General features: G+C 53.8%; 8 protein-coding genes and 4 tRNA genes. 5 read left to right on the plus strand and 7 right to left on the minus strand.

Going from position 1 to position 13,964, the window contains the following annotated elements; translation table 11 throughout:
- The first annotated feature begins 147 nt into the window (after positions 1–147).
- Positions 148–2,160 (plus strand): DNA helicase Rep, encoded by a 2,013-nt coding sequence (gene rep, locus K0J45_RS01560; protein WP_144203838.1) that lies wholly within the window; start codon positions 148–150, stop codon positions 2,158–2,160.
- Positions 2,161–2,189: 29 nt separating this feature from the next.
- On the opposite strand, the gene K0J45_RS01565 is transcribed toward rep, so the two are convergent.
- Complete coding sequence (locus K0J45_RS01565) at positions 2,190–4,838, minus strand: sensor domain-containing diguanylate cyclase (protein ID WP_220043970.1); 2,649 nt, start codon at positions 4,836–4,838, stop codon at positions 2,190–2,192.
- Between the two features lie 218 nt (positions 4,839–5,056).
- Here K0J45_RS01565 and K0J45_RS01570 point away from each other — a divergent pair.
- From K0J45_RS01570 to K0J45_RS01585, 4 genes are all read left to right on the plus strand, one after another.
- Positions 5,057–5,133 (plus strand) — tRNA-Arg (locus K0J45_RS01570).
- A 43-nt stretch (positions 5,134–5,176) separates the two neighbouring features.
- A tRNA-His gene (locus tag K0J45_RS01575) sits at positions 5,177–5,252 on the plus strand.
- Between the two features lie 84 nt (positions 5,253–5,336).
- A tRNA-Pro gene (locus K0J45_RS01580) sits at positions 5,337–5,413 on the plus strand.
- Between the two features lie 51 nt (positions 5,414–5,464).
- Positions 5,465–5,541 (plus strand) — tRNA-Pro (locus tag K0J45_RS01585).
- A gap of 132 nt (positions 5,542–5,673) precedes the next feature.
- Here K0J45_RS01585 and K0J45_RS01590 read toward each other — a convergent pair.
- Genes K0J45_RS01590 through K0J45_RS01615 form a run of 6 tightly spaced genes read right to left on the minus strand, consistent with a single transcriptional unit; the run spans position 5,674 to position 13,933 of the window.
- Positions 5,674–7,596 (minus strand): bifunctional diguanylate cyclase/phosphodiesterase, encoded by a 1,923-nt coding sequence (locus K0J45_RS01590; protein WP_011864113.1) that lies wholly within the window; start codon positions 7,594–7,596, stop codon positions 5,674–5,676.
- 8 nt (positions 7,597–7,604) lie between these two features.
- Positions 7,605–8,312: a transglutaminase-like cysteine peptidase gene (locus K0J45_RS01595; RefSeq protein ID WP_011864114.1), complete on the minus strand. Its 708-nt coding sequence runs from the start codon at positions 8,310–8,312 to the stop codon at positions 7,605–7,607.
- Positions 8,313–8,328: 16 nt separating this feature from the next.
- A complete protein-coding gene (locus K0J45_RS01600) occupies positions 8,329–8,934 on the minus strand; it encodes an OmpA family protein (RefSeq protein ID WP_220043971.1) in 606 nt (201 codons plus the stop codon).
- The gene (locus K0J45_RS01605) at positions 8,934–10,346 is read right to left on the minus strand and encodes a TolC family outer membrane protein (RefSeq protein WP_011864116.1); all 1,413 of its coding nucleotides are present in this window, start codon (positions 10,344–10,346) and stop codon (positions 8,934–8,936) included. The genes K0J45_RS01600 and K0J45_RS01605 overlap by 1 nt, the downstream gene beginning before the upstream one ends.
- A gap of 31 nt (positions 10,347–10,377) precedes the next feature.
- Positions 10,378–11,760: an HlyD family type I secretion periplasmic adaptor subunit gene (locus tag K0J45_RS01610; RefSeq protein WP_011864117.1), complete on the minus strand. Its 1,383-nt coding sequence runs from the start codon at positions 11,758–11,760 to the stop codon at positions 10,378–10,380.
- Positions 11,753–13,933 carry a type I secretion system permease/ATPase gene (locus K0J45_RS01615; protein ID WP_220043973.1) on the minus strand — a complete coding sequence of 727 codons (2,181 nt, stop codon included), beginning with the start codon at positions 13,931–13,933 and terminating at the stop codon, positions 11,753–11,755. Before K0J45_RS01615 ends, K0J45_RS01610 begins: the two co-directional genes overlap by 8 nt.
- Between the last annotated feature and the right edge of the window lie 31 nt (positions 13,934–13,964).

Here is a 13,964-nt window from a genome sequence, read left to right on the forward strand (position 1 = left end):
TTGAGGGCAGGCTCACGTCGGTAGCTTATCGGTCGCGTACGTTTAAGCTTAGGTGAGAGCTTGGATATTTTTGTCTGAGCTATGGCGAAGATTCTGGTATGATCCCTGGCCGATCTCACGAATTCTCTAGTTGGTAGCCGTTAGTCAATGAAGCTCAATCCCGGTCAAAATGATGCTGTACACTATGTCTCTGGTCCCTGTCTGGTTCTTGCCGGCGCGGGCAGTGGTAAGACGCGTGTGATCATCAATAAGATTGCCTATCTGGTACAGAAGTGTGGTTATCAGGCGCGCAATATCGCCGCTGTGACCTTTACCAACAAGGCGGCGCGGGAGATGAAGGAGCGTGTGGCCCAGTCGATGGGACGCAAGGAGGCCAGAGGGTTGTGGATCTCGACCTTCCACACCCTGGGGCTTGAGATCATCAAGCGCGAATATAAGGTGGTCGGCCTTAAGCCCGGCTTCTCCCTGTTTGACGATCAGGATACCCTGGCGCTGCTGAAAGAGCTGACCGAGAAGGAGTTTGACGGCGATAAAGATCTGCTGCGCATGCTGATGACGGCCATCTCCAACTGGAAGGGCGACCTGATGACGCCAGACGGCGCCATCAAAACTGCCAGAGACGAGCAGTCACAGTTATTTGCCTTGCTCTACCAGCGATATGCTCAGCATATGAAGGCCTATAACGCGCTGGATTTCGACGATCTTATCCTGCTGCCTACCCTGCTGCTGCGGCACAAGCAGGAGGTACGCGAGCGCTGGCAGAAACGCATTCAATATCTGCTGGTGGATGAGTATCAGGATACCAACACCAGCCAGTATGAGTTGGTTAAACTGTTGGTGGGCGAGCGCGCCCGCTTTACCGTGGTAGGGGATGACGATCAATCTATCTACTCCTGGCGTGGGGCCAAGCCGCAAAACCTAGTGCTTTTGGGGAAGGACTTTCCCAATCTTAAATTGATTAAACTCGAACAGAACTACCGCTCCAGTCAGCGTATTTTGCGGGCGGCTAACATATTGATTGCCAATAACCCCCACGTCTACGACAAGTCACTGTTCAGCGAGCTGGCCTATGGTGAGCCGCTGCGGGTGCTGATCGCCGCTAACGAGGAACAGGAGGCCGAGCGTGTGGTGGCCGAGATGATCCGCCATAAGTTTGTGGGCAAGACCCAGTTTGGCGATTATGCCATCCTCTATCGGGGCAACCATCAGTCGCGCCTGCTGGAGCGTGCCCTGATGACCAACCGCATCCCCTATAAGCTCAGCGGCGGCACCTCCTTCTTCGGCCGCGCCGAGATTAAAGACATCATGGCCTACCTGCGTCTGGTGGTGAACCCCGACGATGATAACGCCTTTCTGCGGGTGGTTAACCTGCCCAAACGCGGCATCGGCCCTGCAACCCTTGAGCGCTTGGGTAACTATGCCAACGAGCAGCATATCTCCATGTTCGAGGCGATATTCCAGAGCGAGCTGAACCACCATCTGCCGCCGGCGGCCATGTCGGCCCTGTATCAGTTTGGCAAGTTTATCGTCGATACCGGCGAGGCGGCGACCCGCGGCGAACCGGTTGAAGCGGTGAAACAGCTGATCCGCCACATCAACTACGAAGACTATCTGTACGAGACCAGTACCAGTGCCAAGGCCGCCGAGATGCGGATGAAGAATATCTCCGAGCTCTATCGCTGGGTGACTGAGATGTTAGAAGGCGATGAACTGGACGAAGGGATGACGCTGCCGGAAGTGGTGACTCGTCTGACCCTGAGAGACATGATGGAGCGTAACAGCGAAGACGAGGCGGGCGATCAGGTGCAGCTGATGACACTGCACGCCTCTAAGGGCCTGGAGTTCCCCTATGTCTTCATGGTGGGGGTGGAGGAGCGCATCTTGCCGCACCAGACCAGCATAGATGAAGACAACGTCGAGGAGGAGCGCCGCCTGGCCTATGTGGGGATCACCCGGGCGCAGAGGGAGCTGTGGTTCATGATCTGCCGTGAGCGGCGCCAGTTTGGTGAGGTGATGCGCTGTGAGCCCAGCCGCTTCCTGATGGAGCTGCCCCAGGACGATCTTATCTGGGAAAACCGTAAGCCGCCTCAGTCTGAGCAGCAAAGAGTGCAGTCGGGCCGGGCCAACATCGCCAACATTCGGGATATGCTTAAGAAGTAAATTGCTAAGGCGGCACTCACCTATGGTGATTAGGCGGAGATGCAGCCGCTCGGCCGCTTTCTAGGCTCGGGCAGCTTGCTGGGATCGATAGACTCACCCAGGGCCTGGCCCTGACCCTGATCGAAGCCTAGGCTAACTAGCTGCTGCCTATGCAGATCTGTCTTAACCCCTTCCACAAATAGCGTCAGCTCGAGCGCCGAAGCGGTCAGCTGATGTGCCTTAAGTAGGCGTTTTTGCTGCGGATTATTCAGATGACTGATATAGCTAGGATCTAGCTTCAGGCCACTCAAGGGCAGGAAGCTGAGGCTGCTCAGTGCCGTGTGGGCGCTACCGTAGGCGCACAGGCCTAAGTTAATGGCCTGCTTAGCCAGGAGATCGAACGCCTGAATATGGCTGTCGCTGTCGGCGACAAAGGCCTTCTCGTTGAAGAATACCCAAATATCGCCAGCTTTATAGTAGCTTTGCTTGATGCGATTCTTCAGCTTGCGCACCGCATGTTTATGTTTCAGGTGCTGACTGGCGAGTTTGATGTGCAGCTGCACCTTGCCATCGACCTGCTGCATCACCTTGTCATAGTCACTGTTGAGCTGGTCGAAGAGGTAGAGATCCAGCTCCTTGGTCAGGTTGCAGTGCTCGGCGATATTGCTGAGCTGATCCTGTTTGATCTTGCCCAGCTGCTCATGCTGCCAGTAGAGTCTTGGCTCCAGGGCGAGAACCTCCTGGGTCGCCAACGCCATCACGGGGAAATATTGCAGCGCCAACTCTTGTTTGGCGATCGCCTCTCTGAGCTCTATCTCCAGGGTGATGTCATGGCTTTGCTGATGGCTGGTGTTGTGATCGAAGATGACGAAGCAGCCCTTGCCGTTGGACTTGGCCTGATACATGGCGGCGTCGGCGTCCTTCAACAGCGACTCGCTGGTGTCGCCGCTGCTGTGGCCGCTGAAGGCGATGCCAATACTGGCGCCCGAGGTGAAGCTCTGATTCGATAGCTGATAGGGCTCGCTCAGCTCGCCTAAGATACGCTCGGCCACCTCGATGGCGTCGCTATTGGTGTTGATGCTGTCTAGCAGGATCACAAACTCATCGCCGCCGATACGCCCTAAGGTGTCGTTGCTCCTGATGCAGAGGTTGAGGCGACGGGCGGTTTCAATCAGGAAACGGTCACCCTGCAGATGGCCCAGGGTATCGTTGATCAGCTTAAAGCGGTCGAGGTCGATAAACAGCAGGGCAAACCTGTCTCTGGCGTGGCGCCTGACATGCTTGACCGCCTGGGCTAGGCGCTCCATGAACATGGCTCGATTGGGCAGGCCGGTCAGGGTGTCGTGGCTGGCATCGTGTACCAGCTGCTGCTCGACCTTGCGGCGTTGGGCGATCTCCTTTTCGAGATCCTGGTTGAGCATCGCCAGGGCGCGGGTGCGTTGGGCGACTTTCTCCTCCAGCTGTTCATAGCTCTGTTTCAGGGACTCCGCCGATAGCTTACGCTCGATCGCCGCGGCGATATGCTGCGAGACGAAGGTGAGCAGATCCAGATCTTTCTCCTGGTAGGTCTGCGACGGGGTGAAGCTGTAGATGGTGAGTGCGCCCTTGACTATGCCTTGAATAAACAGGGGCACGCCTATCCACTGATGTATGGTCTCGGCATAGTTGAGCTGCGGCGCCTTGGCGTAGAGCTGCCCCGCCTTGATCAGCGCCTTGATATCGCTGCCATCGAGCAGCAAAGGTCGCTTATGCTTGAGAATAAACTCTGTCAGACCATCGGCCAGAGGGCGCCTTTGCGGCGCGCCAACGTTGAGCTGAGAGACATAAAAGGGAAAATGCAGCTCACGGCCATTGTCTTCCAGCAGGGCGATATAACAGTTGTTGGCCGGTAGCAGGTGGCTGATCACCCTGTGTAGCTCGCGATAGAAGCTCTGGTGGTCAATGGTCGCATTGGATAGCTCGGCTATCTCAAACAGCGACTTCTGCAGGTTTTCCGCCCGTCGCCGCTCGGTGACCTCCTGCTTGAGCTTATCGTAGGCGACGCTCAGCTCCTTAGTTCTATGCTCGATAGCCGCTTCCAAGTTGTGTTGGTACTGTACCCGCTCGATAACGCCCGAGATATGCTGGCTGATGAAGGTCATCAGCTCGACCTCTATCTCGCCATAGGTGATATTGGCATCGTAGCTCTGCACGGCGATCACCCCTATGGTCTGATCGCTGCTGAAAATTGGGACCCCTAGCCACTGATGGCAGCTGGATCCTCGGCTGACGATCTCGCCACTGGCAAGCAGCTGCTCAAACTTGTCGTCATCGCACAGCAAAGGCTGCTGGCTGCGCAGCACATAGCCGGTGAGGCCGCTGTTGAGCGTGGTAGACAACTCTTCGCTGGGGTATAGCTGGCTTGGGTGCTGGTCCTTCTCATCGACGAAGAAAGGCACGCCTAACTTGTTGGTTTCTCTGTTGAGGATGGCGATGAAGAAGTTGTCTGCGGGGAGCAGGCGATTGAGATTGGTTTGGATACCAGCATAGAAGTCTTCGGCGCGCTCGACTCGAGCGGCAAGATTGGAGATATCCAATAGCGTATTTTGGACGATCTCAGAACGCTTGTACTTCCGAGCCAGGCTCTTTAAGCGAGATATCCTTTTATATAAACGCCCAACTTCACGGGGTGAATGTTGGTCTGTTTTATCCCTAAACATGGTTCCGCCAATCACAAGTAGTTATATTTTTTCGCTAGGATTTGGGGTAATGGTTATTGATAGCATAAAAAAGCAGCACCACCAAGTCATTATTTTGACGTTGTCAGCTTAATATCACCTTAAATATGCTAAAACTTGAGCAAACGCGTAAAAAAATACGTGTTTGCTATAGACGCGCAGTAAAATAATCCATACTATATGCGGCGCTAACAAGGCAGGCACCCATAGCTCAGCTGGATAGAGCGCACCCCTCCGGAGGGTGAGGCCGAGGGTTCGAATCCTTCTGGGTGCACCAGTTGGATGAGGGTCAAGTTAGCGTTAAGAAGTCAATATCAGTGGTGATTGTAGCTCAGTTGGTAGAGCCCCGGATTGTGATTCCGGTTGTCGTGGGTTCAAGTCCCATCAGTCACCCCACTTCTTCTTGCAATAGACTTCACGAGTCATTCTTTTCCTTGATATAGTGAAGCGAGGCGGCACCTCGTAAAATATCCCTTGTTTCGGTGATTAGCGCAGTCCGGTAGCGCATCTGGTTTGGGACCAGAGGGTCAGAGGTTCGAATCCTCTATCACCGACCAGTTTCCAAGTGAGTGATGTATCAAGCATCATTGACTGATAAAAAAGATTTTCGGTGATTAGCGCAGTCCGGTAGCGCATCTGGTTTGGGACCAGAGGGTCAGAGGTTCGAATCCTCTATCACCGACCAATCCTAGATAAGCCCCTCGAGTCATCGAGGGGCTTTTTCTTTGCCCGTCTGTTATTTCCTAATGTTTGTCTTTACCGAATAAGACGCGCCATCAAGGTAAAAAAAAGCTGCCCAAGTGGGCAGCTTTGTCGTTTATAGCTCGACGCGGGTGGGTGGGTAGATATAACCCATGTAGGCGTTGGCCTTGAGCGGCTCGAAGCGTGCTAGTTGCGGCTGCTCCTGAATACCGGTGACGATGATCTGGATATCCAGGCCTCTGGCGACGTTCACCAGGGCGCGGCACAGCTCGCTGTTGTGCTCGTTCTCGTCATAGTAGGCGAAGGATTGATCCAGCTTGACGTAGCTAGGTCTTAGGTTTTGCAGGTAAGACATAGAGCCAAACTGGCGGCCGAAGTGGTCGATACCGAAGTGAGCGCCATTGTCGCGAATGATGTTACACAGCGCCTGGCAGGCATCGGGATCGCTATAGACGCCGGCCTCTGGGATGTCGAACACGATTCGCTGGGCAAGCGGCGTATTGCGCAGGAACTTGTTGAGCCACTGATGGAAGGTCGTGTCGCTCAGACTGTTGAAGGTCAGGTTGATGGCGATAGGCTCGTAATTCCGCTCCAGCAGTCCGTTATCGACTATGGTCTCGATCAGGCATCTGTCCAGCATAGAGCCCAGTGAGAGCAGCTCCACATAGGGCATAAACTGGCCTGCGTGGATCTCTTTATCGCCAATGGTGAGCTGACAGTAAAGCTCGCGCTGCACCACCTCATCCTTATTGGTGTGATAGACAGGCTGCCACTTGAACTGGAACTGCTTGCTGCTGATGGCGGCACTCAAATGCTCTCGCCACTGCTCACGGGTGTAGAGCTGCTTCTCGTTGCTCTCGAACCAGTGGAACACCTTGTTGTCGGCGATCGCCTTCTGCAATGCATTATCTGTCTGCGCCAGAATGTCCGATACCGTCATGTTGTCGGTGCGCTGGGCGATACCTATGGCAAACTGCTCGTTAGGCTTACAGCCCGCCTTAGAGATCTCCTGGTTCACGGTTCTGATCAGGGTATGCAGATACTTGCTGCTCTGCTCCTGTTCGGCGCTGGTGATCAGGAAGGCAAATTCGTAGGCGGCGATACGGGCGATGACAGACGGAGCGATCTCGTCCAGTTGCTCCTGCATCTTCTCGGACAACAGGCGTATGGTCTCATCACGTACCTGATAACCATACTTGCTGTGTACCTCTTCGAGCCAGTCGAACTTGGCCATCATTAGCGAGCCATTGTTGGGTTCGCTTAACCAGCTGTTGAGGCGGCCCATCATATATTGTCTGTTTGGCAGCTTAGAGACCTGATCTACCAGGTTCTTCTTACGCAGCTCAGTCACCTCTTCGTCCAGTGAGCTGAAGATCTGCTTGAGCTGATGAGACATGCTGTTAAAGGCCTCGACCACGGACTTGAGTTCTGAGGTCTTTGGAATGGCCATGTCAGGGCCAAACTTGCGCTGGGCGATCTCGGCCGCGTGCTCGGCGATCTCATGCAGTGGCCTCAGGATCCAGGTTAGACCGAAGCGCGCCAGCATGATGGCGAGTAAGAACAGGATAGAGATGACTATGATGGCGTTGGTTAGGGTGCGCCATAGCTCGTTGTAACCAAAGCCTGGGTGGGCGGTGATCTCCAGGTTGGCTAACTGGATCCAACCCGAGGTAATAGTGCTTTCGCGTTTAATGGTTTCGAAGAATCCCAGGTCGATAAACCATTGGGGAACACCCTCGATCTTAACGTCGTTTTCCCACACCTGTTGTTTGCCGTCGACCAGCCAGGTGAGCTTCACCTGTTGGTAATAGCCGCCTTCGAAGATGACGTTGATCAGCGTCTCGGCGCCGACAATGTCGCCCGCTTCCAGATCGGGAACCAGCATGATCCCCAGGCTGTGGCTGGTGTTATTGAGATCGGACTCCATCTGCTTGGTCAGAAAGCTTTGTGTCTCGGTAAATTGGACATAAGCCAGGCTGATGACAACGACCAAGAACAGGCCAAAAAGCAGTGAGTATATCTGTCGAAACAGTGTCATTGTTTTCGCTACTCCAATCTTAACTTAGGCATTTTGAGTCGCTCAACACCTAATCTATTTTTGAGATCATTCCATTTTTCAAGGCGTTCTGATGAGCCTGCCAGCACACCACGACCTTTCTCTTTGTTTAGCCACAACTGACGACCGTTAAAGCTGTATACGGGGATCAGATCTTGTCTCTGGGTGGCTGGTTTAATCTGTCTGTCCAGGTTATCCAATACCAAGGGGATGGAGCCGGGCGTGTCATAGTAGGCCAATACCATGTGGTACTGATTGACCGAGGTGGCCTTAACCATAGTGATCCGTAGCTTGTCATCGGGCACCCCCAGCTGCAGCAGGGTGAAATATTTGGCGATGGAGAAATCTTCGCAATCGCCGCCATTTACACCGATAAACTCCATCGGTGTAGCCCAGTAGTTACTGACGCCCCACAACTTGATGTCGTCGACAAACCTAAACAGATTGAAAAAGTTATTTACCTTGGTGATCTTCTCTTGTTCACTCAGGCCCTGCGATTCATCCAGTACCTTAAACCAGGCGGCGACGCGCATACCTGCGCGCTCACCGTATCGGGCTTCTAGGGTGGACTTAATGTAGTTGGCGTCGAGTGTTTGCGTCGGAGAAGCGTATAGGCAAGAAAACCCCAGGGCCGTTGCCACAACGCAAAGTTGGCAGACCCTTTGAAAGCGTTTTTGCCTGCCAATTTTGGCTTTCATCTTCTCCGACTATTTTTTATTTTACTTGTTCATCAACTGTGTAGATGGTCCACTTCATATCGGCCTTGGTATCTTCACCCGTTACCTCTGCGATCACGCGGCGGTTACGTGTGTGTGCCATCTTGGTATGAGTTGGATCTACCGGTCTGTCGTAGCTGTAGCCTATTGCGGTCAGACGATCGCTGGCGATACCGAATCGCTCAGACAACAGCGAGGTCACGGCGTCGGCGCGGTTTTGCGACAGCGTTAGGTTGTGCTCATAGCTACCCGTCTTACTACAGTGACCTTCGATGGTTACCTTAGTGTTTGGGTACTGTCTCATGAAAGTCGCAACCACTTCTACCTGATCATAGTACTGAGGATCTATGTAGTAAGAATCGTTGGCAAACAATATCTTAAGTTCTTGACGCTCATTGATAGGCTTAATCTTACCACAGCCGTAGTTGTCTATGGTGGCACCGAGTACAGTATCGTTACAGCGTTCACGGGCGACGATCACGCCATCTTTATCTTTGTCGTTAAGATCGAATACCTGGTTGGTCGGGGTATCCATGGTTACTATGTCGCGCGAAGCGCAGCCGCCCAGTAAGGCGACGCTTAGAATAATCAGTAAGGCTTTCATTATTTTACTCCCCCTTCGTATTCGCGCTCACCCTTCCAAACCTCTGGGCGAGTCACACGAAGCGATTCCAGTAGTCTACCCGTAGCGTTAAGGATGCGATATTCGGAGATGATCTCGTCGTATTCGGCATCGAGGTAATCCTTACGCGCTTCAAACAGTTCGTTTTCGGTATCCAGCAAATCCAATAGGGTGCGCTGTCCTAGGTTAAACTGTTGGCTATAGGCGACTTGCGTATCCTTGGCGGCGATGACGTGATCGCGGATATACAGCTTCTGCGGTTCAAGCATCTCGTAGGCGTTCCAGGCCAGGTTGACCCCTTCGACGACCTGACGGTAGGCACGTTGACGAATCTCTTTCGCCTCGCCAATCTTGTAGGCCGCTTCCTTCTCGCGGGCTAAGTCTTTACCACCGGCGAACAGGTTGTACTTCACTCGTACCATAGCGATAAGGTCATTGTTATGACCGCCAACATTTTGTGAGGCGAAGGCTGAGTAGCCATCTTCGCCATCCAGGTTATCGTTCCAGTTACCACCCAGCTCTAGCGACAGCTTAGGATAGTAGTTGGATTGGGCAGATGAACGCTCGTTCTCTGCCGCCGAGATATCACTCGCGGCCGATTTCAGAATAGGATGGTTTTCCTGGGCAACCTTGAGACCGTCGGTGAGGTTGGTTGGCAGCATATCGTCATCGGGTACCGGGACGATCAGGTTTTCCGGCTCTTTCTCGACGATACGGATAAACTGCGCCTTGGCATCGAAGAAGTTATTCTTCGCAGCGATCACGTTGGCGTTGGCACGTGCCAGACGACCCGTGATCTGAGACAGGTCGGCGACTGAGCCCAGGCCTGAATCGGTACGCTGCTTAATCTGATCGTAGATGTCTTTGTGACTCTGCAGGTTTTTCTCTGCCAAAGTCAGCACCTGCTCACTGCGGATATAGTTAACGTAGACCTTGGCTACATCCAGCGCGATATCTTCAGCCGCGGCAAACAGGGCCCATTGGTCGGCGCTGGCTTCGAAGCTGAAGCGATCCACTTCGCTCGAGGTGTAGAAACCGTCGAACAGCATCTGCTTGATGCTAAAACCGACTTCACCACGCATCAATTCGATGACGCCATCCTTGTCAACATCGCCCTGGCCTGCACGGCGTCGGGTAGATGGACTGTTTGTCTGTTCCCAGCCATAGCCACCACTGATATCAACAGTAGGCATGTAACCGGCGATTGCCTGATTGACCTGCTCTTCACGCGCCTTGAAGCGATTAAATGCGATGCGAATATCTGGATTGGTATCCAGCGTATGGGCCACAGCCTGTTCTAGCGTTTGGCTAGAGGCTGCCCCCGGTATCAACATCGCACTAATGGCGAGTGCCATGGCACTGCGCTTTAGTTGATGCATGGTTTGCTTACTCATTTGGTTAACCCCCCTGGTTATTGTTGTGAACTTAACGTTCACGCAGAGCAGTGTCTCTTGCTCTCAAAATTGGATTAAGTATGTACTCCAGAACGGATCTTTGCCCAGTGATGACATCTACCGTGGTTAACATGCCAGGTATGATGGGCATCAGGGTGCCGTCGTCTTTCGTCAAACTTGATAGTTCAGTTCTAACCCTTACAAGATAGAAACTGTTTCCCTCTTCGTCCTGTGTTGTATCGGCACTGATGTGCTCCACAACGCCATTGAGGCCACCGTAACGCGTGAAATCGTAGGCGGTAACTTTGACAACGGCGGGTAAGCCAGGATGTAAAAATGCGATATCTTTCGGAATGATCTTGGTTTCGATAAGCAGCTGATCTTCCGATGGCACTATCTCTATGATGTCGATGCCAGGCTGTACAACACCACCTAAGGTGTTGATATGAACTGTCTTAATGGTGCCATTTACCGGCGAGACGATCTCGGCCTTGCTCACCTTATCGCGCGCGCCCACCTGGGCCTCGTTGATGCGCGACAGACGTGTCTGCATCTCGTTGAGCTGGGTGCGGGCCTCGGCGGCGTAGACGAACACGGCTTCACGGCGCTTTAGGATAGCTTCATCCTGTGATGCCTTGAGCTTAGGCCTGAGTAGCCTGAGTGAGCTCAGCTCGCCGCGAATGTCGTTGACGTTACGTTCAAGCTTAAGTAGTTCGACCTCGGGCACAATCCCCTTGTCGGCCAGCGGGCGGGTCAGCTCGAGCTCGCGGGTCACCAGCTGGAAGCTGGTTGTCAGGGTGTTGATCTTAGAGGCCAGCTCTTCGGTTTCCTGCTGTTTCTGCTGGATCTGGCGCGCCAGGATCTCCAGCTGGTTGCTCAGGTTATCCAGTCTGCCCGAGTACTCGTCGCGTTGACGCTCGATTAAGTCGTGTTCGCTTTCGGTCAGCTCTGGTGGGAACTGTAGCGGCTGCTTGGCGATCTTCACCTGTTCGCGCCAGTCGGCGGCGACATCTGAGATGGTGATGCTGTTAAGCTCGGCGCGCAGACGAATAACGTTGGCCTGCAGGCTGTAGACCTCCTGCTCCTGCTGAGCGAAGTCTGAACGGAAACGGGTGTCATCTATGCGCACCAAGGGTTGGCCCTTGGTGACCGTCATGCCTTCGCGGACATAGAGCTCTTTCATGATGCCGCCATCCAGACTCTGAATCACCTGCACCTGAGAGGAGGGGATCACCTTACCTGTTCCTGTGGTCACCCGGTCGAGCTCGGCAAAGTAGGCCCACACCAGGAAGCTGAAGGCGAGGGCGGCCAGGGCCCAGATGATCAGCCTGTGACTGGTGGGCGCATCTGTCATCATGGCGCCATAGACGTCATCGACCATCTCGAGGTCTTGAGTAGTTAAGTGCTTACTCACTCTTCGGCCCTCCCGATAACAGCCCCTTGGCGAGCTGGTTGAGCACCTGCTCCTTCGGACCGTCGGCCACCAGATGGCCACGATCTAATACCAGGATGCGGTCCACTAAGTTGAGCAGGTGCATCTTATGGGTGATCAGCAGCAGGGTTCGCTCCTTAGAGACATTTCTCATGGCGCGGATAAATTGCTTCTCGGCGCGGGCATCCAGGCTGGCGGTCGGCTCATCCATCAGGAGTACCGGTGGGTCATTCAAGGTGGCCCGCGCCAGCGCGATGGTTTGGCGTTGACCGCGGGAGAGGGATTGTCCACCTTCGCCGACCTGTTGATCTAAGCCTTCGGTCTCGATATCGGTAAACTGGTTGACGCCAGAGAGCTGCACCGCACGGATCAGCTGATGCTCGGTGACCTGACGGGTACCGAACAATATGTTGTCGCGAATCGTGCCGTGGAACAGTGTGATGTCCTGTGGCAGGTAACCGAAGTTTCTACGCAGATCCGTCGGATGGATCTGCGCCGAATCCAGTCCGTCATAGCGCAGGCTACCTTTGGTCGGTTGGTAGAGGCCTACCAACAGCTTGGCCAGGGTACTCTTGCCCGAGCCGTTTCGTCCTATGATGGCGATGCGCTCACCCGGGGCGATCGACAGCGACATGGGGTGCAGCACGGGTCGCTCTGAGCCTGGATAATTAAAGCTGACATGATCGGCGTTGATCTGCCCTTTAAGGCGATGTTTGCTGACCAGATGGCCTTTATTTTCAAACTCATCCTCTTGGGTCATGATCTGATCAAGCTGTCTTAGGGCGCTGGCGGTATGGTTGCCTCGGGTCATCAGGCCTGCCAACTGCGCCATGGGTGAGATGGCGCGGCTCGACAGGATAACCGCAGCGATAATGCCACCCATTGAGATATCGTTATCGGCGACACGATAGACCCCTAAGATCACCACGCAGACCACAGAAAGCTGCACGGTAAAATTGGCCACGTTGGTGACCGAGGTGGAGATCTTCTTCACCTTTAACTGCCAATTGGCGGTATGACCTATCATCTGCTGCCAGCTCTTCTGCACTAAGCCTTCGGCGCCACTGGATTTTATCGACTCGATGGAGGCCAGGGACTCGATAAGATGGCCGTGTTTTAGGCTGGAGAACTTGTTGCTCTCTTCGATGGCCGCCTTAAGCCTGGGTTGCATCAATAGGGTATAGCCGATAATGATACAGCCGCCGATCACAGGAATGATGGCCAGGTCGCCGGCGACGATATAGATGATCAGCATGAAAAATAGCGCGAACGGCAGATCGACCAGGGTGGTGATGGTTGCCGAGGTTAAGATCTCGCGTATGCTGTCGAACTCGCCTAGTTGCCGCGCCATGCCGCCTATGCTGGGGGAACGCTTCTCTAGCGGAATGCCGATAGCCTTAGCGAAAAGCCGCGATGACACTATGATGTCAACCTTCTTGCCGGCGACGTCGATCAGGTAGGCCCTGAGTTGCCGCATGACTAGATCGAAGATGTAGGCGATACCTGCGCCAATGGCGAGCACCCATAGGGACTCGAAGGCGAGGTTAGGCACCACCTTGTCATACACGTTCATGATAAACAGCGGTGATACCAGGGCAAACAGGTTAACCAGCACTGAGGCGATTAGGGCGTCGCGGTAGATAGGCGCCGAATCTTTCAGGGTCTGAATAAGCCAGTGAGTGCGACTGTCGTGTAGATGCAGATCTAAGCCCATGTCGCCACGGTATTGCTGCTTGACGAGGAACAGATAGCCGACATACATGGCCTCGAGCGCCTCAATGCTAAGCTCTTCTTCGCCACCGGTTTCTGGTAGCTGAATGACGGCCCTGTCTTTGTCTATGTCGATCTCTCTTAATAGACAGGCATTCTTATCTTTGAGGAGCAAGATACAAGGCAGAAGAATAGGCGAGATCTGATCCAGTCCCTTACGGGTGAGCTTGGCTGCTAAACCGGCTCGACCGGCAGCCTGAGGCACAAGTTCTGGTGTCAGAATGCTCCCCGACAGCGGTAGGCCAGCGGCTAATGACTCGCTGGAGCAGGGGCTGCCGAAGTATTCTGTCAATAACACTAAACTGTCTAACAAGGGATCGACAGTCACTCTTTGGGAGGCTGAAACTGTCCATTGTTCAGTTTTTGGAGACGCTGTAGCTTGCACCTTAAATGCTTATCCTTAAGATTTTATTATA

It is taken from the genome of Shewanella alkalitolerans, from assembly GCF_019457575.1.
In the GTDB taxonomy this organism is placed as follows: domain Bacteria; phylum Pseudomonadota; class Gammaproteobacteria; order Enterobacterales; family Shewanellaceae; genus Shewanella; species Shewanella loihica.